Source organism: Micromonospora sp. C41, from assembly GCF_018070485.1.
GTDB classification, from domain to species: Bacteria; Actinomycetota; Actinomycetes; order Mycobacteriales; family Micromonosporaceae; genus Micromonospora; species Micromonospora chalcea.
On record NZ_JAGPXP010000003.1, the window covers coordinates 340,642 to 366,645 of the forward strand.

32 protein-coding genes are annotated in these 26,004 nt (G+C 73.8%); 18 read left to right on the top strand and 14 right to left on the bottom strand.

The genetic code is table 11. The annotated features are described in order from the left end of the window. Positions 1-15: 15 nt before the first annotated feature. The 3 genes from KBX43_RS05630 to KBX43_RS05640 form a co-directional block, all read right to left on the bottom strand. Positions 16-1,191, bottom strand: a complete 1,176-nt coding sequence (locus tag KBX43_RS05630) for a cysteine desulfurase family protein (protein WP_113971863.1) — start codon at positions 1,189-1,191, stop codon at positions 16-18. 98 nt (positions 1,192-1,289) lie between these two features. Further along, positions 1,290-1,955, bottom strand: coding sequence for a class F sortase (locus KBX43_RS05635; protein WP_064446976.1), 666 nt, complete (start codon positions 1,953-1,955; stop codon positions 1,290-1,292). After that, on the bottom strand, positions 1,952-2,785 hold the full coding sequence (locus KBX43_RS05640; protein ID WP_069087611.1) for a DUF4397 domain-containing protein: 834 nt from the start codon (positions 2,783-2,785) through the stop codon (positions 1,952-1,954). Before KBX43_RS05640 ends, KBX43_RS05635 begins: the two co-directional genes overlap by 4 nt. 240 nt (positions 2,786-3,025) lie before the next feature. On the opposite strand from KBX43_RS05640, the gene KBX43_RS05645 reads away from it, so the two are divergent. Next, positions 3,026-3,631 (top strand): RNA polymerase sigma factor, encoded by a 606-nt coding sequence (locus tag KBX43_RS05645; protein ID WP_013284457.1) that lies wholly within the window; start codon positions 3,026-3,028, stop codon positions 3,629-3,631. Beyond that, complete coding sequence (locus tag KBX43_RS05650) at positions 3,585-4,358, top strand: anti-sigma factor (RefSeq protein ID WP_064446974.1); 774 nt, start codon at positions 3,585-3,587, stop codon at positions 4,356-4,358. Before KBX43_RS05645 ends, KBX43_RS05650 begins: the two co-directional genes overlap by 47 nt. 95 nt (positions 4,359-4,453) lie before the next feature. On the opposite strand, the gene KBX43_RS05655 is transcribed toward KBX43_RS05650, so the two are convergent. From KBX43_RS05655 to KBX43_RS05670, 4 genes are all read right to left on the bottom strand, one after another. After that, the gene (locus KBX43_RS05655; RefSeq protein ID WP_113971864.1) at positions 4,454-5,413 is read right to left on the bottom strand and encodes an electron transfer flavoprotein subunit alpha/FixB family protein; all 960 of its coding nucleotides are present in this window, start codon (positions 5,411-5,413) and stop codon (positions 4,454-4,456) included. 12 nt (positions 5,414-5,425) lie between these two features. Continuing rightward, positions 5,426-6,205 (bottom strand): electron transfer flavoprotein subunit beta/FixA family protein, encoded by a 780-nt coding sequence (locus KBX43_RS05660; RefSeq protein WP_069090197.1) that lies wholly within the window; start codon positions 6,203-6,205, stop codon positions 5,426-5,428. Between the two features lie 177 nt (positions 6,206-6,382). Beyond that, positions 6,383-6,787: a hypothetical protein gene (locus KBX43_RS05665; protein WP_113972343.1), complete on the bottom strand. Its 405-nt coding sequence runs from the start codon at positions 6,785-6,787 to the stop codon at positions 6,383-6,385. A 2-nt stretch (positions 6,788-6,789) separates the two neighbouring features. After that, entirely contained in the window at positions 6,790-7,587 is a 798-nt protein-coding gene (locus KBX43_RS05670; RefSeq protein WP_030500919.1) for a GNAT family N-acetyltransferase, read from the bottom strand. Positions 7,588-7,628: 41 nt separating this feature from the next. On the opposite strand from KBX43_RS05670, the gene KBX43_RS05675 reads away from it, so the two are divergent. From KBX43_RS05675 to KBX43_RS05685, 3 genes are read left to right on the top strand one after another with little or no spacing between them, the layout of a single operon-like run. After that, positions 7,629-8,015: a YidH family protein gene (locus tag KBX43_RS05675; protein WP_030500920.1), complete on the top strand. Its 387-nt coding sequence runs from the start codon at positions 7,629-7,631 to the stop codon at positions 8,013-8,015. Continuing rightward, positions 8,012-8,311, top strand: a complete 300-nt coding sequence (locus KBX43_RS05680) for a DUF202 domain-containing protein (protein ID WP_030500921.1) — start codon at positions 8,012-8,014, stop codon at positions 8,309-8,311. Before KBX43_RS05675 ends, KBX43_RS05680 begins: the two co-directional genes overlap by 4 nt. A 26-nt stretch (positions 8,312-8,337) precedes the next feature. After that, positions 8,338-8,733, top strand: a complete 396-nt coding sequence (locus KBX43_RS05685; protein WP_030500922.1) for a PLD nuclease N-terminal domain-containing protein — start codon at positions 8,338-8,340, stop codon at positions 8,731-8,733. 55 nt (positions 8,734-8,788) lie between these two features. On the opposite strand, the gene KBX43_RS05690 is transcribed toward KBX43_RS05685, so the two are convergent. Both KBX43_RS05690 and KBX43_RS05695 read right to left on the bottom strand, forming a co-directional pair. Continuing rightward, the gene (locus tag KBX43_RS05690) at positions 8,789-10,411 is read right to left on the bottom strand and encodes an acetolactate synthase (protein WP_043326072.1); all 1,623 of its coding nucleotides are present in this window, start codon (positions 10,409-10,411) and stop codon (positions 8,789-8,791) included. Positions 10,412-10,481: 70 nt separating this feature from the next. Then, positions 10,482-11,255: an enoyl-CoA hydratase-related protein gene (locus KBX43_RS05695; RefSeq protein ID WP_043326074.1), complete on the bottom strand. Its 774-nt coding sequence runs from the start codon at positions 11,253-11,255 to the stop codon at positions 10,482-10,484. 130 nt (positions 11,256-11,385) lie between these two features. On the opposite strand from KBX43_RS05695, the gene KBX43_RS05700 reads away from it, so the two are divergent. Both KBX43_RS05700 and KBX43_RS05705 read left to right on the top strand, forming a co-directional pair. Next, a complete protein-coding gene (locus tag KBX43_RS05700) occupies positions 11,386-11,949 on the top strand; it encodes a DUF6232 family protein (protein ID WP_043326076.1) in 564 nt (187 codons plus the stop codon). A gap of 88 nt (positions 11,950-12,037) precedes the next feature. Then, entirely contained in the window at positions 12,038-12,520 is a 483-nt protein-coding gene (locus tag KBX43_RS05705) for a DUF6232 family protein (protein ID WP_064446971.1), read from the top strand. Between the two features lie 15 nt (positions 12,521-12,535). On the opposite strand, the gene KBX43_RS05710 is transcribed toward KBX43_RS05705, so the two are convergent. Then, positions 12,536-14,011, bottom strand: a complete 1,476-nt coding sequence (locus KBX43_RS05710) for an alpha/beta fold hydrolase (protein WP_210883567.1) — start codon at positions 14,009-14,011, stop codon at positions 12,536-12,538. Between the two features lie 94 nt (positions 14,012-14,105). Between KBX43_RS05710 and KBX43_RS05715 the strand changes: the two genes are divergently transcribed. Further along, positions 14,106-14,870, top strand: a complete 765-nt coding sequence (locus KBX43_RS05715; protein WP_210883569.1) for a hypothetical protein — start codon at positions 14,106-14,108, stop codon at positions 14,868-14,870. 45 nt (positions 14,871-14,915) lie between these two features. On the opposite strand, the gene KBX43_RS05720 is transcribed toward KBX43_RS05715, so the two are convergent. Next, positions 14,916-15,812 (bottom strand): ribokinase, encoded by an 897-nt coding sequence (locus tag KBX43_RS05720; protein ID WP_069087606.1) that lies wholly within the window; start codon positions 15,810-15,812, stop codon positions 14,916-14,918. 17 nt (positions 15,813-15,829) lie between these two features. Continuing rightward, a complete protein-coding gene (locus tag KBX43_RS05725; RefSeq protein ID WP_064446967.1) occupies positions 15,830-16,669 on the bottom strand; it encodes an ABC transporter ATP-binding protein in 840 nt (279 codons plus the stop codon). 132 nt (positions 16,670-16,801) lie between these two features. On the opposite strand from KBX43_RS05725, the gene KBX43_RS05730 reads away from it, so the two are divergent. Both KBX43_RS05730 and KBX43_RS05735 read left to right on the top strand, forming a co-directional pair. Next, positions 16,802-17,812: an ABC transporter ATP-binding protein gene (locus KBX43_RS05730; protein ID WP_043326083.1), complete on the top strand. Its 1,011-nt coding sequence runs from the start codon at positions 16,802-16,804 to the stop codon at positions 17,810-17,812. Then, the gene (locus KBX43_RS05735; protein WP_043326085.1) at positions 17,809-18,819 is read left to right on the top strand and encodes an ABC transporter permease subunit; all 1,011 of its coding nucleotides are present in this window, start codon (positions 17,809-17,811) and stop codon (positions 18,817-18,819) included. The genes KBX43_RS05730 and KBX43_RS05735 overlap by 4 nt, the downstream gene beginning before the upstream one ends. A gap of 85 nt (positions 18,820-18,904) precedes the next feature. Here KBX43_RS05735 and KBX43_RS05740 read toward each other — a convergent pair whose 3' ends face one another. Then, positions 18,905-20,110 (bottom strand): ROK family transcriptional regulator, encoded by a 1,206-nt coding sequence (locus KBX43_RS05740; RefSeq protein ID WP_030500934.1) that lies wholly within the window; start codon positions 20,108-20,110, stop codon positions 18,905-18,907. A 124-nt stretch (positions 20,111-20,234) separates the two neighbouring features. Here KBX43_RS05740 and KBX43_RS05745 point away from each other — a divergent pair, with 124 nt between their 5' ends. The 4 genes from KBX43_RS05745 (at position 20,235) to KBX43_RS05760 (ending at position 23,326) form a co-directional block, all read left to right on the top strand. Then, positions 20,235-21,686 (top strand): glycoside hydrolase family 3 protein, encoded by a 1,452-nt coding sequence (locus KBX43_RS05745; protein WP_210883571.1) that lies wholly within the window; start codon positions 20,235-20,237, stop codon positions 21,684-21,686. Between the two features lie 83 nt (positions 21,687-21,769). Then, positions 21,770-22,207 (top strand): hypothetical protein, encoded by a 438-nt coding sequence (locus tag KBX43_RS05750; protein ID WP_209960293.1) that lies wholly within the window; start codon positions 21,770-21,772, stop codon positions 22,205-22,207. Then, a complete protein-coding gene (locus KBX43_RS05755) occupies positions 22,204-22,686 on the top strand; it encodes a thiol-disulfide oxidoreductase DCC family protein (RefSeq protein ID WP_043326091.1) in 483 nt (160 codons plus the stop codon). Before KBX43_RS05750 ends, KBX43_RS05755 begins: the two co-directional genes overlap by 4 nt. After that, a complete protein-coding gene (locus KBX43_RS05760) occupies positions 22,625-23,326 on the top strand; it encodes a TetR family transcriptional regulator (protein WP_043326093.1) in 702 nt (233 codons plus the stop codon). The genes KBX43_RS05755 and KBX43_RS05760 overlap by 62 nt, the downstream gene beginning before the upstream one ends. Before the next feature lie 188 nt (positions 23,327-23,514). Here KBX43_RS05760 and KBX43_RS05765 read toward each other — a convergent pair whose 3' ends face one another. Further along, positions 23,515-24,180, bottom strand: a complete 666-nt coding sequence (locus tag KBX43_RS05765) for a GNAT family N-acetyltransferase (RefSeq protein WP_166455579.1) — start codon at positions 24,178-24,180, stop codon at positions 23,515-23,517. A 229-nt stretch (positions 24,181-24,409) separates the two neighbouring features. Between KBX43_RS05765 and KBX43_RS05770 the strand changes: the two genes are divergently transcribed. From KBX43_RS05770 to KBX43_RS05785, 4 genes are all read left to right on the top strand, one after another. Then, positions 24,410-24,595 (top strand): DNA repair protein, encoded by a 186-nt coding sequence (locus KBX43_RS05770; RefSeq protein ID WP_166455580.1) that lies wholly within the window; start codon positions 24,410-24,412, stop codon positions 24,593-24,595. 63 nt (positions 24,596-24,658) lie between these two features. Continuing rightward, a complete protein-coding gene (locus KBX43_RS05775) occupies positions 24,659-24,916 on the top strand; it encodes a type II toxin-antitoxin system VapB family antitoxin (RefSeq protein WP_043326097.1) in 258 nt (85 codons plus the stop codon). After that, positions 24,916-25,335 carry a PIN domain nuclease gene (locus KBX43_RS05780; protein ID WP_043326099.1) on the top strand — a complete coding sequence of 140 codons (420 nt, stop codon included), beginning with the start codon at positions 24,916-24,918 and terminating at the stop codon, positions 25,333-25,335. Before KBX43_RS05775 ends, KBX43_RS05780 begins: the two co-directional genes overlap by 1 nt. Before the next feature lie 108 nt (positions 25,336-25,443). Then, positions 25,444-25,962, top strand: a complete 519-nt coding sequence (locus KBX43_RS05785; RefSeq protein WP_166455581.1) for a hypothetical protein — start codon at positions 25,444-25,446, stop codon at positions 25,960-25,962. Positions 25,963-26,004: the final 42 nt, after the last annotated feature.

Consider the following 26,004-nt stretch of genomic DNA (forward strand, 5'->3'; position numbering starts at 1 on the left):
CCGAGCGTATCCGGGTCAGCGGGGCGTACGGAGGGCGGCCGCGCGGCGGGCCCGCTCCACAGCGGCGGGCAGCGCGGCGATCAGCGCGTCCACGTCCGCGCCGGTGCTGGTGTGCCCGAGCGTGAAGCGCAGCGAGGACCGGGCCCGGTCGTCGTCCGCGCCCATGGCCAGCAGCACGTGCGAGGGCTGGGCCACCCCGGCCGAGCAGGCCGACCCGGTGGAGCAGGCGATGCCCTGGGCGTCCAGGAGCAGCAGCAGCGCGTCCCCCTCGCAGCCGGGGAAGGAGAAGTGCGCGTTGCCGGGGAGCCGGTCGGCCGGGTCCCCGTTGAAGATCACCTCGGGGACCGCCTGCCGGACCCGCTCGACCAGTTCGTCGCGGAGCGCGGCGACGCGGGCCGCGTACTCCTGCTGGCCCTTCACCGCGGCCTCGACGGCGACCGCGAACGCGACGATGCCGGCGGTGTCCAGCGTGCCGGAGCGGACGTCGCGCTCCTGGCCGCCGCCGTGCAGCAGCGGGGTGGCGGCCACGTCGCGGGCCAGCAGCAGCGCGCCCACGCCGGTCGGCCCGCCGAGCTTGTGCCCGGTCACGGTGAGCGCGGACACGCCGCTGGCGGCGAAGTCGACAGGCACCTGCCCGACCGCCTGGATGGCGTCGGTGTGGAACGGCACCCCGTGCTCGGCGGCGACAGCGGCCAGCTCGGCGACCGGCTGGACGGTGCCCACCTCGTTGTTCGCCCACATGGCGGTGACCACCGCGACGCGCTCGCCGTGCTCGGCCAGCTCGGCGCGCAACCGCTCCGGGTCGAGCCGGCCGACCGCGTCGACCGGAAGGAGACCGGCCTGGGCGCCCTCGTGCTCGACCAGCCAGTCCACCGCGTCCAGTACGGCGTGGTGCTCGATCGAGCTGGAGACCACCCGGACCCGGTCGGCCCGGGCCGCGCGACGGGCCCAGAACACGCCCTTCACGGCGAGGTTGTCGCTCTCCGTCCCGCCACCGGTGAAGATCACCTCGGAGGGCCGGGCACCGAGCGCGGCGGCCACCCGCTCGCGGGACTCCTCCACCCGCCGCCGGGCACGGCGGCCCGCCGCGTGCAGCGACGACGCGTTCCCCACCTCGCGGGCGGTCGCGACGTACGCCTCGAGTGCCTCGTCCAGCATCGGGGTCGTCGCCGCATGATCAAGGTATGCCATCACCGTTCAGCCTAACGGCCTGCGAACCCGCGGCCGGGGGCCGGACCGCCCCGTCCCACCCGGGGCGGTCCGGCCCGCTCACGACCGAACGGCCGCAATCACGCGGGAACCGCCGTGACCACGATGTTGTCCCGGTAGCTGCGGGTCTTCGCGTCGAACGGCCCGCCGCAGGTGATCAGCGTGAGCCGGGGCTTGCCGTCGCGCGCGAAGTACCGCTCCAGCGGGATCTTCGACTTCCGGTACTCCTCCCGGGCCACCACCCGGTAGGAGCGCTCGCGTCCGTCCGCGCCGGTGGCGGTGAGCTTGTCGCCCTGGCCCAGCTCGCGCAGCCGGAAGAACGCGCCCTTGCCCTGCTCGGCGCTGTCCACGTGCCCGGCGATCACCACCGAGCCGGCGTCGGCCTCCAGGCCCGGGCCGTAGCGGTACCAGCCGACCTGGTCCACGCTGGGCGGGACCTCGAACTCGTCGGTGCGCTCGTTGACGCCCACCGGATTGACGGTGGCGGTGACCCGGATCGGCGGGATGCTGAGCTTCACCGGCGGCACGATCTCACTGCCGGCGGGCAGCGTGCCCGGGTTCACCGGAACCGAACCGCCGCCGGTCGCCGCCGGGGCCGGCGTGGGAGTGGCACTGGCCAGGGCCGTCACCTCGTCGCCGCCGACGTCCTCGGCGGGCTCGGATCCGCACGCCACCACGCCCGCCAGGGTGAGCGCGGCGGCGCCGGCGGCCATCGCCGCCAGCGCCCCGCGGTTGCGCACCGTCACCGGCGACCGGCCCGGGCGGTTGCCGCCACCCGCGCACCGCCGCCGACCAGGAGCAGCACGCCGGCCCCGGCCAGGACGTACCACCAGGTGTCCACGCCAGTGCCGGCCTGGCCGCCGGTGCCGCTGGGCACGCCGCCCGGAGCCGAGTGCAGGCCGGTGATGGTCTGGGCGACCACGCTCAGGTTCTTCGCCTCGGCCGAGCCGATCGCGTAGACGATGGTGGCGGTGCCCTCCTTGAGGTTCAGGTCGGCCGGGCCGATGGCGACGGTGTCGGTGCCGGCGAGCACCACGTCCGCCTTCACCGAGCCGGCGGCCACGTCCGCCTTGGCCTCCTTCGGGTTGGTCAGATCCTCGAAGACCGGCTTGCCGCCGGCCCGCACGTCGACGGCCGGGGCGGCCGCGGTGTGCCGGACGATCAGCCGGGCCTTGCCGGCGCCCACCTTGGACACGTCGTTGACGAACGGCGTGATCTGCGGGTTGCCGTCGGCGCTCAGGTGCGCGGCGAGGCTGATGTTCGCCCCGCCCGGCACCGCGGCGTCGTCCACCTTCAGGATCGCCTTGTCGATCGCCTCGCCGGGCTTGGTCAGGGCGATGTCGTACTCCCCCTCGGGCAGGGTGAGCGGGCCGGCCACGTCGCCCGGCTTGAAGTTGTTAAGCGTCTTCTCGCCGTTGACGTACACGTCGACCGGGGTGTCCGGAATGCCGTGGACCACGGAGACCTTCGACGAGGCGGCGTAGGCCGGGCTCATGGTGGCGGCGCCGACGCCGGCGAAGGTGAGGGCGGCCACCGCGCCGCCCGCGGCGACCCGACGGAACATCGCGTACTGCATTGTCTGCCTCCTGGTAGTTCATGCTGATTCGTCAGGCCTGGCTTGCAGAACGGGTTACGCCGGCTCCGTGGCCCCCGGATGCGCCCGGATCCGATTTCTTTTTCCCGTCTCCGGGCGCATCCGCCGGAGCCTCCGGCGACGAAGGAGAGGTGACGAGGGTCGTGGCGGACACACCGGGAGAGTGGGGCGGGGGCTGTGGGAGTTACAGTCGGGCATGCCCCACGGAAGGCGAGCCGCCCGGTGACGGCGGCCAGGCAGGGCCCCGAACCGCCGGGCGAGGACGACCTCGCCACCCGGTTCCGCGACGGCGACGAGGCGGCCCTGCGAGAGGCGTACGACAGGTACGGGCGGGCGGTGCTGCACCTGGCCACCACGACGCTCGTGAACCGCAGTGACGCCGAGGACGTGACCCAGGCGACGTTCGTCGCCGCCTGGCTCGGCCGGGAGACGTTCGACCCGGCGAAAGGCTCACTGGTCGGCTGGCTGCTCGGAATCGGGCGGCGCAAGGTGGTCGACCGGATCCGGGCCTCGGCCCGGGAGACCCGGGTGGTCGAGACGGTGAAGCAACTGCCGGAACCGGTCTCCACCGGCCCCGACCCGGACACGGTGGTCGACCGGCTGGTGGTCGCCGACGAGCTGGCCCGGCTCCCCGACGAACAGCGCCGGATGCTGGAGCTGGCGTTCTACGACGACCTGACACATCAGCAGATCGCGGCGGTGACCGGAGTGCCGCTCGGCACCGTCAAGAGTCACATCAGACGCGGCATGCAGAGCCTGAAACGCAGATGGGAGGTGGACGGTGCAGCACCTGGACCACGACCGGCTGGTCTTTCTGGCGCTCGGTGAGAGCGAGGCGGCTGACGGCGAGGCCACCCATCTGGGCACCTGCGACCACTGCCGGGGCGAGATGGAGACGCTCCAGCACGTCGCCGGGCTCGGCGCGGGCACGCAGGGCCTGGCGGAGCTGCCCGACCCGCCGGAGCACATCTGGCAGGGCATCGTGGCCGAGATCCGGGCCGCCGAGGAGCTGCCGGCGTTGACCGAGCGGCGCCTGCCGCGCCCGGCCGACCCGGTGGAGCCGGCTGCCGTACCCGTGGTGGCACGTCGTCCGCGGCGGAGCCGGCGCTGGCCGGGGTGGGCGACCACGGCGGTCACCGCCACCGCCGCCGCGGTGATCGGCGTGGCCGGCACGGCCGCGGTGCTCGGCGGCGGCGGTGGCGAGCCGGCCGACCCCGACCCGCCGGTGGTGGCCAGCGCGCCGCTCGCCGCGTTCGGCTCGACGCCGAAGGACGCCTCCGGCGACGCCCGGGTGCTCGGTGACAATCGATTGCATCTGCACGTGGCGAATCTCCCGAGCGTTCCGGGGTACTACGAGGTCTGGCTGATCGATCCGAACACGATGAAGATGTTCTCCGTGGGTACGCTGAGCAACGGTTCGGGGGACGCGCTGCTGCCGATCCCCCCGAACGTCGACCTGCGCACCTACACCGTTGTCGACGTCAGCGCGGAGCAGTACGACAACAAGCCCGGCCACTCCGGCGACAGCCTGCTGAGGGGCACCCTGACGGGCTGATCGGCGGGCCGGCTCAGCTCCCCGGCCCGCCGATCAGCTCCCTACGAGAAAGGCCGCCGCCCGGTGCACCGGGCGGCGGCCTTTTCACGCGACGCTCACTTGCGCTTGCGGATCTCCTCGGCGGCCTGGGGGACGACCTTGAACAGGTCGCCGACCACGCCGTAGTCGGCGAGTTCGAAGATCGGCGCTTCGGCGTCCTTGTTGACCGCGACGATGGTCTTCGAGGTTTGCATGCCGGCCCGGTGCTGGATCGCCCCGGAGATACCGAGGGCGACATACAGCTGCGGAGAGACGGTCTTGCCGGTCTGGCCGACCTGGAACTGGTGCGGGTAGTAGCCGGAGTCGACTGCCGCGCGGGACGCGCCGACCGCGCCGCCGAGCAGGTCGGCCATCTCCTCGACCAGCTTGAAGTTGTCCGCGTTACCGACACCCCGCCCGCCGGACACCACCACGGACGCCTCGGTCAGCTCGGGGCGGGAGCCCTTCTGCTCGGCGACCCGCTCCACGACCTTGGCGAGCTTGTCGGTGTCGGTGACCGACACGGTGAGCTGCTCGACCGCCGGGGTGGCGGCGGCCGGGGCCGGGTTGAGCGAGTTCGGCCGGACGGTGACCAGCGGCAGGCCCTTGGTGACCTTGGACTTGACGATGGTGGAGCCGGCGAACGCCACCTGGGTGGCGGTGCCGTCGGCGGCCAGGCCGACCACGTCGGTCAGGATGCCGTTGTCCAGCTTGACCGCGAGGCGGGCGGCGATCTCCTTGCCCTCCTGCGACGACGCCAGCAGCACCGCCGCCGGCTGCACCCGCGCGACGAGGTCGGCGACCACAGTCGCCTTCGGGGCCACCAGGTAGCCGTCGATCTCCTCACCCTCGGCCGCGTAGATCTTCTCCGCGCCGTACTCGCCGAGCTTGGCGCTCAGCGCCTCGGCGGCGCCGGCGCCACCGAGGACGACCGCGCTCGGGGTGCCCAGCTCGCGGGCGAGGGTGAGCATCTCCAGGGTGACCTTCTTGACGCCGAATTCCTTCGTGGCTTCGACGACGACGAGAACCTCAGACATGTCAGCGACCTCTCACACGAACTTCTCGGAGGCGAGGAACTCGACCAGCTTCACGCCGCCGTCGCCCTCGTCAGTGATCTTCTCCCCGCCGGAACGCGGCGGCCGCTTCGAGTGCTCCACCACCGCGCTGGTGGCGCCGTCGAAGCCCACCTCCGCCGCGGCCACGCCCACATCGGCCAGGGAGAGCGTCTGCACCGGCTTCTTCTTGGCCGCCATGATGCCCTTGAACGACGGGTACCGCGGCTCGTTGATCGTGTCCCACACGGAGACCACAGCCGGGGTCGAGGCGGTCACCACCTCGTAGCCCTCCTCAGTCTGCCGCTCCACCGTCAGGGCCGACCCGTCCACGGTCAGCTTCCGCGCGCCGGTCAGCGCGGCCACACCCAGCCGCTCGGCGATCATGTGCGGCATCACCTGCACCCGGCCGTCGGTCGACTCCGCACCGCACAGGACCAGATCGGCGCCCAACTGCCCGAGCGCCGCGGCGAGCACCTTCGAGGTGGCCACCGCGCAGGAACCGTGCAGGGCGTCGTCCACCACATGCACGGCCTTGTCCGGGCCCATCGACAGCGCCTTACGGATCGACTCGGTCGCCCGGTCCGGACCCATCGTCAGGATGGTGACCTCACCACCATGCGCTTCCTTGATCTTCAACGCCTCTTCGATGGCGTACTCGTCCATCTCATTGATGACGTTGTTCGCCGAACCGCGGTCGACGGTGTTGTCGTCAGAACGCAGGCTGCGGTCCGCGCCCGAATCAGGCACCTGCTTGACGAGTACGACGATATTCATCGCGCTTCGACGACCCTCCTGTTTGGTGTAGCGATCACTCGCCCGGTCACGGGCGCAGCCTCCCGCGTGACGGAACGTGGGTCAACCGCGGGCAGCTGTGCACTTCCCCACGAGCGCAATGTTACCCGCAAGTAGCATGACGGCCCCGGCCGCCCGCAGTGACGCAGGTCACCGGCATCAGACCGATCCGGCCAGCGCCTGCGTGATCTTCTCGATCGCCGCCGCTTCGGCGGGCTCGATCCCCCGGTGCGCCTGCGCCACCCGCTCCGCGGCGGCCAGCACCACCGACCGGTACGTCTCGGCGTCGGCGGGCGACTTGGCCCGGAGGATCTCCATCGACCGGCCCAGCGCGGGCAGCACCACGGACTCGACCTCCAGGGCCGAGTCCCGGGGCAGCTGCGGCAGCGGGCCGGTGGTGAGCGCCTCCTTGACCACGCCCCCCACCTCGGCGAGCGCGCCGGAGGCGGCGAAGCTCTCCCGCACCATCGCCAGCACCCCGGGTACGGCGTTGGAGACCAGGAAGACCGCGCCGAACGCACCGGTCTTCAGGATGAGCCGCTCGTCCGCCGTCAACCGTTCCATGATCACGGAGTGTAGACGTACGGCGTGGAGGTGGTGACCGCAACGAGTCCGAGCCGCTCCAGGATGGGCCGGCTGTCCGGCGAGCAGTCCACCTGCAGCAGCGTCTTGCCGCGCTGCTGCGCCAGCCGCGCCCGGTACGCCACGAGCGCCCGGTAGATGCCCTTCTTGCGCCACTGCGGCAGCGTCGAGCCGCCCCAGAGGCTGGCGAAGCCGGTGCCGCGCTGGTAGCGGATCCAGCCGGCGCTGACCACCGTCTCCCCGGCCTCGGCCACCACGATCGTGATCGACTGCGGATCGGCCTCGATCTCCCGGGCCAGCCCGTACACCAGGTGGCTGCGGTCCTCCCGCCAGACCTCCTCCTCCATGGCGGCGATGCGCTCCAGGTCGGCCCGGCTGGTGACCTCGCGCAGGCGTACCCCCTCGGGGAGCACCGGGACGGCGGCGGCGAGCGGCGCGACCGGCCCGACCACCACGGTCTCCTGGTCCTCCGGCACGAAGCCGGCGGCGCGCAGTCGGTCGCCCAGGTCGGCCGGCTCGTCGTGACCGGCGAGCTTCCACTCGACCGACTCGCCCCGGGCCCGGAAGACCTCGACCTGCCGGGCGATCAGCGCGTCCAGCTCGGCGCCGGCCAGGCCGTCCAGCGTCCGGTAGGTGAGGAAGCCGCGGTGGTCGAGGCCGAGCACGCGGAACAGCGGGCCGTCGCGCTCCACCGTCACCCCGTCCGGCAGCGGGTCCGGCAGCTCCGGTCGGATCTGTGCGTCGTAGGCGGCGCGCAGCTCACGCGCGTCAAGATCGGTCATCCCCCCAGGCTAGGCGCGGGGCAAAGCGGATAATCGGCAGCGTGTGGGAGTCGATCAAGAACTGGTTCGACCCGCGTGAGCTGCGTTCGGTCGGCAACCCGCCGGACTACCGCTTCTCGCTGGCGAACGAACGGACGTTCCTGGCCTGGCTGCGTACCGGCCTGGCGCTGGTGGCGGGCGGGCTCGCCGCGGCGCAGTTCCTCCCGCCGCTGCGCCTGGCCCACCTGCGCGAGGCGCTCGCGATCGCGCTGCTGCTGCTCGGCGCGACCGTCTCGATCCGGGCGGTCGACCACTGGGCGCGCACCGAACGGGCCATGCGGCTGGACGAGGAACTGCCCGCGTCCCGCTTCCCGGCCGTGCTGGCGCTGATCGTCGCGATCGGCGCGCTGCTGCTGGTGGCCGCCGTGCTGCTGGGTGGCGCGGGATGACCCGCGACCCCGGCCTGCAACCCGAACGCACCCGGCTGGCCTGGCGGCGGACGCTGCTCACGCTGACCGCGGTGCTGCTGCTGCAGCTCCGGCTGGCGTTCACCGGCCGGGTCCTCGACGCGCTGCTGACCGGAGCAGCGCTCCTGGTCTGGCTCGCCGTGCTCGTGGTGACGTGGCACCGGGCCACCGGCGCAGGGCCGCGGCGGTTCGACAGCTGGTCGGTGCCGCTGACCGCGATCGGGGCGGCCGGACTTGCGGTGCTCGGCGTGGCGCACGTGCTGGGCGGGGTGCGCTGACGTGCGCGGGTGAGCCATCATGGGGCATGGCCCGCCTCTACGTGCTGCTCTTCCTGGTTCAGATCGTCCTCGCGGTCGTCGCGCTGATCAGTTGCCTCTCCGCCGACGAGGAGAAGGTCAAGGCGCTGCCCCGGATGATCTGGGTGCTGATCATTCTGTTCTTCCCGCTGGTCGGCTCGATCGCCTGGTTCCTGGTGGGCCGCGAGCGCCCGGCCGGAACCACCGGCGTCACCGGCGCGGCCCGGCCCGCCGCCCCGGCCGGTCGCCCGCTCGCCCCGGACGACGACCCGGAGTTCCTCGCCTCGCTCGACGAGCGGTCCCGCCGCGAGGACCAGGAACGGCTGCGGCTGTGGGAGGAGGACCTGCGCCGCCGCGAGGAGGAGCTGCGCCGCCCGGACGACCGCGACCGCCCCGAGGTCTGACACGCGCCGCGGGCCGCCCGCCGGTCACCCGGCGGACGGCCCGCACGCGCCGTGGTCAGGCCAGGTTCGACGACCGGGGGTACGCGTCAGCCGGGTCGGTCAGCACGTTCACCAGGTACGGCACGCCCGAGTCGAACGCGCGCCCCAGCGCGGGCCCGAGGTCGGCCGCCTTCTCCACCGTCTCGCCCCCGCCGCCGAGCGCCTCGACCACCTTGTCGTAGCGCAGCCCGGGCTGGAGGTCGGCGGCCACGTCGTAGCCGTACATCGCCCGCATCGGGTGCTTCTCCAGCCCCCAGATGCCGTTGTTGCCGACCACGATCACCACCGGCAGCTTCTGCCGGACCAGCGACTCCACGTCCATCAGCGAGAAGCCGGCCGCGCCGTCGCCCATCAGCACGCAGATCTGCCGGTCCGGGTGGCTGATCCGGGCGCCCATCGCGTAGCCCATGCCGGTGCCGAGGCACCCGTACGGGCCGGGGTCGAGCCAGGTGCCGGGCTGGGCCGGCTCCAGGTAGCGCCCGGCGTACGACACGAAGTCGCCGCCGTCGCCGATGGTGACGGCGTCCGGGGCGAGCACCTTGCGCAGCTCGCCGTAGATCCGGGCCGGGCGGATCGGGTCGCTCTCGGCGGCCATCTCCTCGGCGTCGCGGGCCTTCGCCGCGTCCTCGGCGGTACGCAGCTCGGCGATCCAGTCGGCGTGGTCGGCCCGGTCACCGGTGTGGTCGGCGAACGCGCCGAGGATCAGCCGCAGGTCACCGGCGGGCGCGGCGGCCGGCTGCACGTGCCCGGCCCGCTGGCTGGGCGCGTCCACCACGTGCACGACCTGGGCGTCGCCGAAGTCGCCGAAGGAGAGCCGGAAGTCCAGCGGGGTGCCGATCACCACGACCACGTCGGCGCCCTTGAGCGCGACCCGGCGGGCCTTGGCGAACGCGAGCGGGTGCTCCGGCGGCAGCGCGCCCCGGCCCATCCCGTTTGTGAACACCGGCACCCGCAGCGACTCGGCGGCGGCACGCAGCGCCTCGACGGCGTCGCCCGCGTACACGTCGGAGCCGGCGATGATCACCGGCCGGGACGCGCCGGCGATCAGGCGGGCCGCCTTCGCGACCTCGTCCGGGTCCGGCTCGATCGGTGCCGGCGGCGTGACCGCCGGCAGGTCGGCGTCACCGACCGAGAAGACCGCCTCCAGCGGGAAGTCCAGGAACACCGGGCCGCGGTGCGGGGTGAGCGCGGTGGTCAGCGCCGCCGACACCGCGCGCGGGATGTCGTCGGCGCTGAACACCGTCTCGGCGTGCTTGGTCACCGGCGCGACCAGCGGCAGGTGGTCCATCTCCTGGAGGCTGCCCGAGCCCCAGCGGAACTGCGGGGCCCGCCCGCCGAGCACCAGCACCGGCGAGGCGTTGAAGAACGCGCTGGTCAGGCCGGAGACGCCGTTGGTGACGCCGGGGCCGGCGGTGAGCACGGCCAGGCCGGGGCGGCGCTGGAGCTTGGCCACCGCCTCGGCGGCGAACACGGCGGACTGCTCGTGCCGCACGTCATAGAGGGGGAAGCCCGCCTTGTGGGCGGCGTCGTAGAGCGGGAAGACGTGCCCGCCGGAGAGCGTGAACATCTCCCGTACGCCGTGCGCGCGCAGTGCCGCGAGCGCCAGATCGCCGCCGTGGCCCTCGACCCGTTCCGTCATGCCATTCCCCTTCATCGACCGACCGGGGTCACGTTACTGGCCGGTACAGCAGATGTGAACAGCTCTCGCGTCAGCGGCCGGTGAAGCCCGGCTTGCGCTTCTCCACGAACGCGGTCATGCCCTCGCGCCGGTCGTCGGTGGCGAACAGCGCCGCGAAGAGCTGACTCTCCCAGGCCAGGCCCGAGGTGAGGTCCATGTCCAGACCCGCGTCGACGGCCGCCTTCGCCGCCCGCAGCGCCTGCGCCGGCCCGGTCAGGAACGGCTTCACGTACGCCACCGCGGCGTCGTAGACCTCCGCGGCCGGCACCACCTGGTCGGCCAGGCCGATCCGCAGCGCCTCGGCGGCGTCGACCATCCGACCCGTCATGATCAGGTCCTTGGCGCGGGCCGGGCCGACCAGGCGGGCCAGCCGCTGCGTGCCGCCCGCGCCCGGGATGATGCCGAGCTTGATCTCCGGCTGGCCGAGCTTGGCGTCCTCGGCCACGATCCGCCAGTCGCAGGCCAGCGCCAGCTCGCAGCCGCCACCGAGCGCGTACCCGGTGATCGCGGCCACGACCGGCTTGGGGATACGGGAGATCGCGCCGAGCGCGCTGGACAGGTCGGCCGCGCGCTCCGCCATGTCCACGTAGGACATGTCGGCCATCTCCTTGATGTCCGCGCCGGCCGCGAAGACCTTCTCGCCGCCGTACACGATGACGGCGCGGACCTCGGCGTCGGCGGTGGCCGCCGCAGCGGCGGCGCGCAACTCCTCCTGCACCTGGGTGTTGAGCGCGTTCATCGGCGGCCGCTCCAGCCGGATGGTGCCGATGCCGTCCTTGGATTCCAGCTTGACGAACTCGCCCACGCTGCCCTCACTTCCTCGTCGAAGTCGCGTGCCAACCTTACGGCTCGCCTCGTTGGGGTAGACAGTGTGGTGTCGGCGACTCCCCAGGTAGCCGCCGGAGTCGCCGCCGCCCCGCCACCGGGAGTGAGCCATGATCACCTACTTCGACGACCGGTCCGTCCAGGTCACCTCCACCACGGTACGGGTGGACGGGCGCACCTACCCGCTCGCCGAACTCACCACCGTGTGGCACCGGCGGGGCGAACGCTCGTGGCGGGTGCTCGCCGGGCGCGGCGCGATCGGGGCCGCGATCGCCGGGCCGCTGGTCACCGCCGTGCTGGGCATCGGGCTGGCCGTGTGGCTGCAACGCTCGGCGGTGGTCACCATCGCCATCGTCGGGATCTCGGTGCTGATCGGCCTGGCCGTCGGGCCGGTGGCCGACTTCCTCTTCGAGTACCTGGACCGCTCCTACGCCCGGGGCAGCCGGGAGATGGAGATGTGGGCCGACTGGCGGGGTCGTCCGGTGCGGCTGCTGCACACCCGGGACGCGATGCGCTTCGGCCAGATCTACCGGGCGGTGCAGCGGGCCATGGAGAGCCTGCCGGCCGCGCCCGGTCGTCCCGCGGCCGACCCTGCCGCGACCGGTCCTGCCGCGACGGGTCAGAACGTGATCGGCTCGTCCGGCAGCAGGCCCAGCCCGCGCAACAGGCCGTAGGTGTCCTGCTCGCCCGGCCCCGCCCGCCATACCGTCACCCTACCGACGCTCGACCGTCCGGTGTCGACACACGCGGTTAGGCTGATTTATGGCCCTCTATTACCGGGACGACGCGGTGCAGGTCACCTCGGACGCGATCCACGCGGGTGGTCGGGTCGTCGCGCTCGCCGACGTCACGTACGTCTGGCACGAGCGCGGCGCCACCACCCTCGCGGTCCGGGGGCGGGTGCTGGGACGCGGGGTGCTGGTCCTGCTGCTGTCGCTGCCACCCCTCGTCGCCGTGGTCTGCGTGCTCTCCCTCGCCTGGTCGGCGCAGGACCGCGGCGAGTGGAAACTGGCCCTGATCATCCTGGCCGCGTTCGTGGTGATCGGCCTGGCGCTCACTCCGTTCCTGGAGGTGCCGCTCGGCTGGCTGGACCGCTCCTACGAGCGCGGCAACCGGGTGCACGAACTGTGGGTGCAGCACCACGGCCGGGAGACGATGCTGGTCCGCACGCCCGACGCGCTGCGGTTCGGACAGATCTACCGGGCCGTGCAACGTGCCGTGGAACAGCAGACCGACCGGCGCTGAGCCGACCGGCGCCGGTCAGGCCAGCGGCAGCGTGGTCGCGATCGGCCAGGCCAGCAGCACCGCCCCGAGCAGCGGCGCCAGCCACCACGGCGCGGCCCGGCGGCGCAACACCGCGGCCCAGGCCGCCTGCCAGGCCACCAGCGCGGCGAACAGCGGCACCACCAGCAGCACGAACCCGGGCGCCAGGCCGAGCACCGCCGCGGCGGCCAGCACCAGCACGGCGATGCCGCCGGTGGCCGCGTAGCGGAGGCCGTCGCAGCCCGCGAGCCGCTCGGCGCCGAGCAGGAACACCAGGCAGCAGAACGCCACCAGGGGCAGCAGCCACCACCGGGCCCCGACCGGCACGGTCGAGATGAGCCCGAGATGAAGCGGCAGCGCGACGGCGAGCACCGCGTACCCGAGGAACGCGACAGCGACCACCGCGGACCGGACGCCGCTCGCGGTCGGCGGTGTCCCACCGGGGCGCGCGTAGCGTGCCGCGGCGGCCAGCAGCACGCCGGTGAGCAGCAGGAACACCGCGACATATCCGCCCACGGCGAGCGGTAGGCGGGTGGTCGGCAGCAGCGCGGCGAACACCGCGCCCAGCCCGGCCGCCGGCACCGTCGCGGCCAGCCACCAGCCGGTACGTGGACCGCCCGCGCCCGGCCGCGCCCGGCGCGGCAGCAGGGCCGCAAGCGGCACGAAACCCAGCGCGAGCCCGGCCAGCAGCAGCCCGGCGCCGCCCGGCCGGGTCAGCGGGGACGGCTCCGGCCCGCCGGTACGGCCCGGGAGCGCGTCGAGCACCGCGGCGTGGGTACGCGGCGCGAACAGCACCGACACGTGCTCGACGCCGGGCGCCACCACCCGCGTCCGGGAACCCGGTGGCGCGTCCCGGGTCGCCTCGTCGACGGCCTGGCGGAAGCCGGCGAACTCCAGCCCGCCCACCACCAGCGTCAGGTTCCCCGGCCAGCCGGCCGGCACGTCACCGCCGTCGGGCAGCGAGATCGCCACCGTCCGGTCGATCTCCGGATGCGCCACCGCGTACCGGACGACAGCGCCGGCGCCCATCGAGTGCCCGACCAGGACGATCCGGTCCCTGTCGACGCCGGGACGCCCGCGCAGCCACCCGACCGCCACGTCCAGGTCGTGCCGCAGCCGCGCCCGGGCGCGTTCCTCGTCCCGCCCGGCGCCGGGCAGCCGGGACCCGCTGGCGCCGTGACCGGCGAAGTCCAGCAGCACCGCGACGCCGCCCTGGCGGGCCACCGAGTCGGCCAGCGGCCGCATCAGCCGGGCCGACCCGGCGAAGCCGTGCGCGATCACCACCCCGGGCCGCAGGTCACCGGCCCCGCCGTCGGCCCGTACCTCGGTCAGCGGCACCCCGGCCACCGTCGCCCGCGCGGTGCTCAGCCCGGCGTCGGCGCGGACCAGGAGCAGGGCGCCGAGGACGACGGCGAGCAGCGCGACCACGCCGAAGGCGAGCGTTCGCCGCGACGCCGGGCCGGGGGTGGGCATGCCGGCACCCTACGCCGCGTCGGCGGCCCGGCGTGACCTTCGCCGCCCGGCTGCCGCCGGGCGGCACTGGCCGCGACGCCGCACACTGGATGCCATGGCGATCCCTCTCCCCCGGCCCGGCGCCCTGCTCGGCCTCACCCGTACCGCAGTGGACCAGGCGCTCGGCTCCGCCGCCACGATGGCCTCGGTACCCGCTCGCGCCTTCGCCGTCCTCGACCAGGTGGAGGCGCTGGTCCGGCGGATCGACGGAGTGGTGGACCGGATCGAGGGCACGCTCGACCGCACCGACCGGGTGCTGGCCGACGCCGAGACGGCGGTCCGCGAGGTGGCGGTGATCAGTGCCGCCGCGACCGCGGCGATCGACACGGCGACCGAGGTGGCCGCCGCCGCGACGGTGGTGGTCGGCGAGGCGCAGCGGGTCTCCGCGGCGGCGGCCACCGTGGTCGGCGAGGCGGACCAGGTGGCCCGCAGCGCGGCCGGTGTGGTCACCGAGGCGGAGACGGTGACCGCGCGGGCGGCGGGCACCCTCGCCACCGCCGAGAAGGCCACCGGCGTCGCGAACGAGCTGCTGGCCGCGTACGAGTCGACGCTGCGCCGGGCCGCACCGATGGCGGCACGTTTCGTGGAGCAGCTCAGCCCGGAGGAGGTGACCGCAGCGATCCGTCTCGTGGACGAGTTGCCGAAGCTCAAGGACCACCTCACCTCGGACGTGCTGCCGATCCTGGCCACGCTGGACCGGGTCGGCCCGGACCTGCACGACCTGCTGGACGTCACCCGCGACCTCAAGCTCGCGGTCGCCGGCATCCCCGGGCTCGGCATGCTGCGGCGACGCGGCGAACGCCTCACCGACGAGGTGTAAGGAAGGGCCCCTTGTTAACGCCTCCGGTAGTGAAAGGGGCCCTTCTTAACAGTCGGCGAACAGCTCGTCGATCTCCGCGCGGTGCGGCAGCGCCACCGAGGCGCCGAGCTTGCGTACGCACGCCGCACCGGCGGCCGCCGCCCAGCGCACCGCGTCGGCCAGGTCCCGCCCCTCACCCCAGGCCACGGCGAGCGCCGCGGTGAACGCGTCGCCGGCGGCGGTCGAGTCGACCACGTCCACCGGCACCGCCGGCACGTGCGTCGCCGGCCGCTCCCGGTCGACGTACCAGGCGCCGTCGCCGCCGAGCGTGAGCACCGCCCGGGGCACCAGATCCAGCAGCGCCGCCGGCTCGTCCCGGCCGCGACCGGTCAGCGCCTGCGCCTCCGGCTCGTTCACCACGAGCAGGTCGGTGGCCGCCAGCAGCTCGGCCGGCACCGGCCGGGCCGGCGCGGCGTTGAGCACCACCCGGGTGCCCGCCGACCGGGCCGCGAGCGCCGCCTCGGTCACCGTCTCGACCGGCACCTCCAGCTGCGCGACCAGCACGTCCGCATCGCGTACGGCGGAAAGCTCGTCGGCGGTCGGCGACGTGAACGCGGCGTTCGCGCCCGGCGTGACCAGGATGGCGTTCTCCCCCGCGCCGCCGACCATGACCAGGGCGACGCCGGACGGGCCGTAGACCACGCGCAGGTGCCCGGTGTCCACGCCGGCCGCTGTCATCCGGGCCCGCAGCGTCACGCCGAACGAGTCCGAGCCGATCGCGCCGAGGAAGACGCAGGAGGCGCCGGCGCGTACCGCGGCGACGGCCTGGTTGGCGCCCTTGCCGCCGGGCAGCATGACGAAGTCGCTGCCCAGCACCGTCTCACCCGGCCGGGGCAGCGCGGCGCCGATGCCGACCAGGTCCATGTTGGCGCTGCCGACGACGGCGATCCGGGTCTGCGGCACGGTGTCCGTCCCGTCGCTCAGGCGGCGCGGGCGGCCCAGCGGTCGCCGGACCGCGTGACCACCAGCGGCAGGCCGAACGTCTTCGACAGGTTGTCGGCGGTGAGCACGTCGCCGAGCAGGCCCTGCGCCACCACGCCGCCCTCGCGCAGCAGCAGCGCGTGCGTGAAGCCCGGCGGGATCTCCTCGACGTGGTGGGTGACCAGCACCATGGCGGGCGCGTCCGGGTCGTACGCCAGCTCGGCCAGCCGGGCCACCAGGTCCTCGCGCGCGCCCAGGTCGAGCCCGGCGGCCGGCTCGTCGAGCAGCAGCAGCTCCGGGTCGGTCATCAGGGCGCGGGCGATCTGCACCCGCTTGCGTTCGCCCTCGGACAGCGTGCCGTACGCGCGGTCGGCGAGGTGCCCGACACCGAGCTGGCGCAGCAGCGCGGCGGCGCGCGCCTCGTCGGTGCGGTCGTAGCTCTCCCGCCAGCGGCCCACCACCGACCAGGCGGCGGTCACCACCACGTCGGTGACGCGCTCGTCGGCGGGGATCCGCTCGGCGAGCGTCGCGGTGGACAGGCCGATGCGGGTACGCAGCTCGTTGACGTCGGTGCGGCCGATGCGCTCGCCGAGCACGTGGGCGACGCCGTTGGTCGGGTACAGCCGGCCGGAGGCCAGGTTGAGCAGTGTCGTCTTGCCCGCGCCGTTCGGCCCGAGCACCACCCACCGTTCGTCCAGCTCGACCCGCCAGTCGACGTCGTGCACCAGCGCCGTGCCGGAACGCTTGACGCCGACCCCGTCGAGGCTGACCACCAGATCCGCGTCCACGGTCGAGGGGGCGGGGGCGCCCGGGGCGCCGGGGATCAGGTCACCAGTCACCGCACCATCCAATCACGCATCCGGCACGGTGCCCCCCACGGGAGGCGTCGCCACCATAGGGTGGGGCGCCGTGTCGTTGGTCACCGCTTCCGGAAGGACACCCATGCCCGACCGCTGCCGGAAGGCGCGCGGATGAGCGCGGTCATCGAGATCGCCGGCCTCCGCAAGACGTTCCACTCGCTGCGCCAGGGGCGGCGGGTCGCCGTCGACGGCTTCGACATGCTGGTCGAGGCGGGTCAGGTGCACGGTTTCCTGGGGCCGAACGGGTCCGGCAAGACCACCACGCTGCGTGCGCTGCTCGGGCTGGTCCGGCCGGACGCCGGGCGGATGCGCGTGCTGGGCGCCGATTCACCCGAGCGCCTGCCGGACGTGGCCGGCCGGGTCGGCGCGATCGTGGAGAGCCCGCAGTTCTTCGCCAACTTCACCGCGCACCGGACGCTGCGGCTGCTGGCCGTGGCCGGTGGCGTGCCGACCGTCCGGGTGGACGAGGTGCTGGAGCAGGTCGGGCTGCGGGACCGGGGCCACGAGCGGGTCAAGGGCTACTCGCTGGGCATGAAGCAGCGGCTGGCGGTCGCCTCGGCCCTGCTGAAGAACCCGGAGCTGCTGATCCTGGACGAGCCGGCGAACGGGCTGGACCCGGCCGGCATCCGGGAGATGCGCGACCTGACCCGGTCGCTCGCCGAGGCCGGGGTGACGGTGCTGCTCTCCAGTCACATCCTGGCCGAGATCCAGTTGATCTGCGACCACGTGACGATCGTCAGCCGGGGGCGGCGGGTCGCGTACGGGCCGGTGGAGGAGGTGCTGGCCGGCTTCGACCAGCACCAGTGGCGGGTGCGGGTGGCCGACCCGGAGCAGGCCGGTGACCTGCTGGGCCGGGCCGGTCTGTCGGTGACGGCCGGGCCGGACCACCTGGTGGTGACCGGCGTGGAGGATCCGGAGACGATCAGCCGGACGCTCGGCGAGCAGGGCGTGTGGGTACGCGAGCTGGTCCCGCTGCGGCCGGACCTGGAAAGCGTCTTCCTGGAACTGACCGGCGACCACGAGCACATGGGCGTGGAGGTGCCGCGGCAGGTCGACGGCGCGCCGCCGAGCGACGGAGTGATCGACCTCGACGTCCGGGAGAGCCGGGAGGTGGACGCGTGAACCTGGTCCGTGCCGAGCTGGAGCGGCTGGCCGCCCGGCGCTTCGTGCAGCTCATGGTGGTGCTGCTGGCTGCCGCCTTCGCGGTGACGGTGGTGACCACCCTCGCCGGTTCGCACCGGCCCAGCCCGGCGGAGCTGAGCCGCGCGCAGGCGCAGGCGGCGGAGAGCGTCCGCGAGATGGAGATGACGTACGACCGCTGCCTGCGGATCCGGGAGGGCTCGCTCCCGCCGGCCGAGAACGACTACCTGCCGCGCGACTGCGCCCAGATCGACCCGGCCCAGCTCGACGAGCTGCCGACCGCGGCCGACTACCTCAGCGGTGTCTTCGTCTTCGCCAAGGAGGCCGAGCCGCTGCTCTACTTCCTGATCGCGTTCCTGACGCTGTTCGGGTTCCTGGTCGGCGCCTCGTACATCGGGGCCGACCTGAACTCGGGCGGGGTGGTCAACCTGCTGCTGTGGCGGCCCCGGCGGTCGACGGTGCTCGCCGCGAAGCTGGGCACCCTGCTGGGCGGGCTGGTCGGCCTGTCGGTGCTGGCCTCGGTGGCGTACCTCGGGGCGTTCTGGTTGATCGGCCAGGCGTCCGGTCTGGTGGGGCGGACCGGTGGCGACTTCTGGCCGTCGCTCGCCGCGATCTGGGGGCGCGGCCTGGTGCTGGTGCTGCTCGCCGCGGCGCTCGGCTTCGCCGTCGCCACGCTGGGCCGGCTGACGTCGGCGGCGCTCGGCGCGGTGGCCGCGTACGTGGTGGTGTGGGAGCTGGGGGCGCGGCTGGTGTTCCAGATCCTCCAGGTGGGCCGGCCGGACCGGTACATGCTGTCCAGCTATCTGGCGGCCTGGCTCTCCGGTGAGGTGCGGCTCTGGGACGGCAACGCCTGCGGCCCCGGGATCTCCGGCTACTGCGACGGTTCGTACACGGTGACCTGGCCGTCGGGTCTGGTGGTGCTGCTCGGGCTCACCGGCGCGCTCGTGGCCGCGGCGTTCACGGTGTTCCGCCGCCGCGACCTGATGTGACGGAAGGGCAGGCCCGGCAACTCCTTGCGAACCCTGACGCCATGATGAAGGATTCCTTCACATGGCGTCAGGGCGCACGACGCGGTCAGCCGACCGTCGAGCCGAACACCTCGTCGCGCACCGCGTCCAGCGCGGTACGCAGCGCGCCGCGCAGGATCGGCTCCTCGGTCAGCCCGGTGGTCACCACCCGGGGCCGGACGAGCGTGATCGCGGCGACCTCGTGCTGCACCCGCTCGGCCAGCGCCGCCCCGCCCGCCTGCCCGACCGCGCCGGCGAGCACCACCAGCGGCGGGTCCAGCACCACGCAGGTGCTCGCCACGCCGAGCGCCAGCCGGCGGGCCAGCTCGTCCAGCATCGGCCCACCGGCGGTGCCGGCCGCGATCGCCGCGCGTACCACCTCGGCCGCCCGGGCCGCCGCGACGCCCTGCTCCGCCGCCTTCGGGGTGGCGAAGCCGTGCTCGGCGGCCACCGCGCGTACCGCGTCGGCGCCGACGAGCTGCTGGAATGCCGGCTTGGCCCGCTTGGACACGTCGCGCGGGATGGGCGCGCCGGGCACCGGCAGGTAGCCGATCTCGCCGGCCGCGCCGCTGCTGCCGTGGTGCAGCCGCCCGCCCAGCATGATCGCCAGGCCGACGCCGGCGTCCACCCAGACCAGCACGAAGTCGGAAGTGCCCTGGGCCGCGCCGGACTGCGCCTCGGCCACCGCGGCGAGGTTCACGTCGTTCTCGAACACGACCGGGGTGTCCAGGTCCTCGCGCAGCGCGGCGAGCAGGCCGCTGTGCCAGCGCGGCAGGTTGAACGCGAAGGTGATGTCGCCGGTCTGCGGGTCCACCAGGCCGGGGGTGCCGAGCACGACGCGCCGGACGGCGGACAGCTCCGCCCCGGCGCTGCTGGCCGCCTGGACCACCGCGTTGTGCACCACCCCGACCGGGTCGTCGGTGTCCTTCGTGGACTGCTCGACCCGGCCGGCCACCGTACCGGTGATGTCGGCGCAGGCCGCCACCACCCGCTCCGCGCCGACGTCCACGCCCACCACGTACGCGCTGCTCGGCCGGACGGCGTAGAGCTGGGCGTTCGGGCCCCGCCCGCCGGCCTGCTCGCCGACCCGGGCGACCAGGCCGCGCTCCTCCAGCCGTTCGACGAGCTGGGACGCGGTGACCTTGGACAGCCCGGTCAGCTCACCGATCCGGGCCCGGGTCAGCGGGCCGCGTTCGAGCAGCAGCTCCAGCGCCGCACGATCGTTGAGCGCCCGCAGGAGTCGGGGGGTACCGGGCAGCCGGGTCGCACTCATGCCGTCGTCCTCAATTTTCAGTAAAGTTTTCTAACCACAAAACGCCTGCCGAGGGGCGTCCGTTAGCGTATCGGCCGCCCCGATCCGCGAAGGTCGGACGACCCGGCAGGGAAAGGGGATATTCGTGGGTCAGGATCCAGGACTCCGGCGGCTCGCGCTGGGCACGCTGCTGGCCGCGTACCCGGGTCCGGTCCCGCCGGACTGGGCGGTCGACCTGCTCGCCGACGGGCTCGCCGGGCACACCCTGTTCGGCACCAACATCCATGACCCGGCCCAGGTCGCGGCGTCCACGGCGGCGCTGCGCGCCGGCCGCCCCGACGTGATCGTCGCGATCGACGAGGAGGGCGGCGACGTCACCCGGCTGGCCCACGCCACCGGCAGCCCGTACCCGGGCAACGCCGCGCTCGGCGCCGTCGACGACCCCGCGCTGACCCGCGAGGTGTACGCGGCGATCGGCGCCGAGCTGGCCGCGCTCGGCGTCACGCTCGACCTGGCGCCCACCGTCGACGTGAACACCGCCGACGAGAACCCGGTCATCGGCACCCGCTCGTTCGGCGCCGACCCGAAGCGGGTGGCGGTCCACTCGGCCGCCGCCGTCGCCGGCCTCCAGTCGACGGGCGTGGCCGCCTGCGCCAAGCACTTCCCCGGGCACGGCGCCACAGTCGCCGACTCCCACCACGAGCTGCCCACAGTCGACGTGCCGCCGGCCGTCCTGCGGGAACGGGACCTGCCGCCGTTCGCCGCGGTGGTCGACGCGGGCGTCCGCGCGGTGATGACCGCGCACATCCGGGTGCCGGCGCTGACCGGCGACGGCCCGGCCACGTTCAGCCGCGCGGTCCTGCACGACCTGCTGCGCGTCGAGTACGGCTTCACCGGCGCGGTAGTCACCGACGCGCTGGAGATGAAGGGCGCGGTGCTCGCCGCCGGCGGGGTCGGCACGGGCGCGGTCCGGGCGCTGGCGGCCGGCGCGGACCTGCTCTGCATCGGCGCCCGGGTCGACGCCGAGCTGGTCGAGTCGGTCGCCGCCGAGATCGTCGCGGCGATCGGCGACGGGCGGCTGGCGCGCGAGCGGGTCGAGGAGGCGGCCGGCCGGACCGCCACGCTCGCCGCCACCGGCCCCGCCGACGCCCCGCCGCCCGCCACCGACGGCCTCGGCTACACCGCCGCGCTGCGGGCGGTACGGGTCGAGGGCGACCTCACCCGCGCCGCCGCACCCCTGGTGGTGCAGGTGCACGCCACCTCCACCGTCGCCGAGGGGCGGGTGCCGTGGGGGCTCGGCCCGCACCTGGCCGCCGGGATCGAGCAGGCCCGCGCGGTGGCGGGCGAGACCGACCCGGAGAAGCTGCGGCGGCTCGCCGGGGACCGGCCGGTCGTGCTGGTCGGGCGGCACCTGCACCGGCTGCCCGGCGCGCGGGAGCTGGTCGAGGCGCTGGCCGCCACGCATCAGGTGACAGTGGTCGAGATGGGCTGGCCGGGCGCGTGGCGGCCGGCTGGCGCGCGCGCGTTCGTTGCCACCCATGGCGCCAGCCACGCCAACGGCCGCGCCGCCGCGCAGACGCTGGGCCTGACCGGCTGACCGCATCACTCTTGAACACGTTCAAAATCTGTCGTACGCTCAGGGCGTCCTTGATTTGAACACGTTCAAGAGAGGCGACGGGGATGGACGTGAAGGTCTGGATGTACCTGGCCTACCTCGCGGTCAGCATCGGTCTGACCATCTGGGTGGCCCGGGCACTGTCCCGCAACGGGCTGGTGTTCCTGCAGGACGTGTTCGCCGACAGCCGGCTGGCCGAGGCGGTCAACAGCCTGCTCGTGGTCGGCTTCTACCTGCTCAACCTCGGCTACGTCACGGTGGCGATGAAGGAGACCGGCCCGGTCGGCGACACCAGCCAGGCGCTGGAGCAGCTCTCCATGAAGGTGGGCCTGGTCCTGCTGGTACTGGGCGCGCTGCACTTCTTCAACGTCTTCGCGCTCGGCCGCTACCGGCGCGGCCGCCTGCGGCAGCAGGCCACCCACCCGCCGCTGCCGCCGGTCCGTATCCTCCCGCCGCAGGGTGGGCCCGTACCGGCAGGCGGCCCGAACCCGCCGGCCCGGTGACGTCCGCCCCGGGCGGGCGCCCGTCGGATCCCACCGGGCACGGGGCCGGTGGGATCCGCGGGTTCACCGTCCTGTTCGACGCGGGCTGCCCGATGTGCCGGGGCGCCCGGCGGTGGCTCGCCTCGCGGCCCCAGCTCGTACCCCTGGAGTTCGTGCCGGCCGGGTCCGCCGAGGCCCGGCGGCGCTTCCCCGGCCTCGACCACGACGCGACGTTGCGGGACCTGACGGTGGTGGCCGACACGGGCGCGGTCTACAGCGGCGACGGCGCCTGGTTCGCCTGCCTCTGGGCGCTCGCCGAGCATCGGGGTACGGCCGAGCGGCTGGCCCGCCCGCACCTGCTGCCGCTGGCCCGGCGGGTGGTGGCGGCGGCCTCCGCGGTCCGCGAACGGATCCGGGAACCGGGATACGGTGACGACGATGACCGAGCAGAGTGCGCCGACGACCGCTGCGGGTGGGCAGGGGTCGACGGCCCGGGGTGAGCAGACCCGCCAGTTGATCCTGGACACCGCGATGCGGCTGTTCCGCGAGCGCGGGTACGCGCGCACCACCATGCGGGCGGTCGCCCAGGAGGCCGGCGTGGCGGTGGGTAACGCCTACTACTACTTCGGCTCCAAGGAGCACCTGGTCCAGGAGTTCTACGCGGGCACCCAGCGCGATCACCGGGAGGCGGCCGGCCCGGTGCTCGCCCGGGAGCGGGAGTTCGCCGCGCGGCTGGCCGGGGTGCTGCACGCGGGCATCGACGTGCTGAGCCCGTACCACGCGTTCGCGGGCGCCTTCTTCAAGACGGCGGCCGAGCCGACCTCGCCGCTCAGCCCGTTCTCCGCCGAGTCGTCGGAGCCGCGGGACATGTCGATAGCGCTGTTCCGCGAGGCCCTCACCGGGTCCACCGTCAAGCTCGACGACGAGCTGCGCGAGGCGCTGCCCGAGCTGCTCTGGCTCGGCTACATGGGTGTGGTGCTCTACTGGGTGCACGACCGCTCGGACGGGCAGGTCAAGACCCGCCAGCTCATCGACGGCGTGGTGCCGCTCGTGGACCGGCTGGTGGGGCTGTCCCGGCTGCGCGTGCTGAGGCCGGCCACCCGGCAGGCGCTCGCCCTCATCCACACGCTGCGTCACTGACCTCGTCCGCGCCCCGGCAGCGATTGCGCAGGTGAGAGTCCGCAACCGGACAGCAACACACCCCTTGTTCACAGTCGGCACTACACATAGCGTTACCGGTGTCGGGACCTGGGGGAGAGCAGCGGACCGTGGATCCGGCCCGGGATCCACGGTCCGCGCCGAGCGGACCGGAGCGCATCCGGGCCGGGTCAGCGGGGGAACACGCCGAACGCGGTGAAGCCGCGATCCGGGAACCCGGCCGCCTCGGCCACCCGGCCGGACGCCGCGTTGCCCGGGTCGTGCAGGTAGGTGGGGATCGCTCCCTCGTCGAGCACCCGGCGCGCCGCCTGCGCGACCAGCCGCCGGGCCAGGCCGCGCCCGCGCGCGGCCGGCACCGTGCCCACCGCCAGCTCGTGCCCGTACGAGTCGTGCCGCTTGATCCCCACCCCGGCCCGGTACGCGCCGTCGGCGCCCCGGACCACGAGCACCTCCCGGTCGAACAGCCGCAGCCACGGCGGTAGCCCGGCCAGCGTGGGCGGCACCCACTCCCCCACCTCGGGCAGCGGCGCCGGGTCGGCGCACCAGCGGAAGACGGACGTGTGCGAGTTGAAGTCGGGCGTGCCGACCGCCGCCGGGAGGGCGGGCAGCCACTCGCCGGGCGGCCGTCCCCGGACCAGCGCCCGGACCGCCTCCACCCGATCGACGGCGACCGAGAGGACGGTGCTGCCGTGGGCGGTCACCGCGAGGGCCGGGCGCAGGCGGCCGTCCCAGGCCGGACGGGCGCGGCGGTGGGACCGCACCACGTGCAGTCCCGGGCCCGCCGGCCACTGTCCCAGCCAGGTCGCCAGATGGAGGAAGACCCGCCGGTCGAGCACGTGATCATGGTACGCCGGGCCGGACCGCCCGTGCTCGCGTAATCAACTGATCCCACCGGGGTTGAGACCCGCGGCGGATGGGTAGTGGGGCGGCACGCCAGCGACGGATGACGATGTGTGGTCCGGCGGAGGGCCGCAGGAATTTGACGCTTCACGGGAACCCGAGGCATCGACCCTGCGTCATATTCATTTCCATACATGGACAAGTTTTTCTGGGACGGTAGTGGTCATGCCTCACGAACCGAATGACCGATTCCAGCAGGACCCGGAGCGGAGCTGGCGGGCCGCCGACGACGCCGGACGCTTCCCGGCGCAGCGGGCGTACCGCGAAGCCCGCAACCGGGGGCTCTCCTGGGCCGAGCTGAACACGCAACCATCGGGCGCCGCCGCCTGGCGCGGGTCGGCGGCCGCCTGACGCACCAATTTCAAGCGCAGCTTGGTGCGCAGATCCAGCACTTCCTGGTGTACGGTCGAACGCATGACCCGCATCACGGTGGACGTCAACGATGAGTGGCTGGAGTCCGCCCGCGAGGTGCTGGGCACCGACACCAAGGTCGCCACCATCAACGCCGCGTTGCACGCCTTCGCCGTCCGGCGGCAGGCGAAGGAGATCGTCGCCGCGTTCGATCAGGTCGAGATGGACTTCGCCGAGTCGGACGAGGGCTGGCGTTACGGCGGTGGGCGCGACTTGAGCCGGCTCGCCGAGGACGCCCGCGACGGCGAGGCTGCGGCCTGATGGCCGGCCAGGTCTACCTGGCGGACACGTCGGTGTACGTGCTTCAGGCTCGGCACCAGGCCGTCCGGAAGCGCTTCGAGACGCTGCTGGCAGAAGGGCGCCTCGCCGCGTGCCAGATGACCTCGCTGGAATATCTGAACAACGCCCCCACACCGAAGGGATACGAGATCCTGTGGCAGGCGCTCCGGGGACACCGCTGGCTGGATGTCACCGCCGAGGCGATGGACCGCGCCATGGCGGTGCACCGCCTACTGGCCGCCGAGAGCCAGCACCGCAACTTTCGGCTGCCTGATCTGATCATCGCGGCGACCGCCGAGCTGCACGGTGCCACGGTGCTGCACTACGACGCCGACTACGACCGGATCGCCGCGCTCACCCACCAGCCCACCGAGTGGGTCGCCCCGAAAGGCAGCCTCTAGGAACGCGGGCGGCGACACACCGGCCGGGCGTGCGTACCGGTCTTCGCACACCTGTGCGGTAGCGTCTTGTGGTCCGATTTCCGGCCTACGACAGGAGAAGCTCCGCGCATGGGCAAGAAGACGATCCACGTCTCCGACTTCACCGGCCAGGTGCTGAGCGCCGACGACGAGGTGGTCAAGGTCGTCGTACTGGAGCACCCGGACCTGGTCGCCGGGCCCGTGCAACTGGACGCCACCCCGGTCGACGTGGAGAGCATCGACGACGCGGCACTGGACGTCGCGGTGGTGGAGATCCACGACCGGCACGGCCACGGCGAGCCGCGCCGGGTGGTGCTGACCGCCAGCGAGTTCGACGCGATGGCCACCGACGTGCCGATGGCGCAACTGCTGCGTACCGCCGAGCGGGTCAAGCCGCCCAAGGCACGCCGCGCCACCGAAAAGATCGACTACGGCACCATCGAGCACGCCGGGCGCCCGCACCGCGGCCGCGTCACCGAGGAGGAGGCCCGGCTGGTCCGGGAACGCCTGGACGAGGTGAACAAGCGCCTCGCCGACGCCGGCATCCGCCAGGTCGACCCGGCCGACCCGGAGCACGCGGCCCGCTACGGGTTCCCCACCGCCGAATGACACACGCGGGCCGGGCACGCGCCCCCCAGGCGCGGGCCCCGC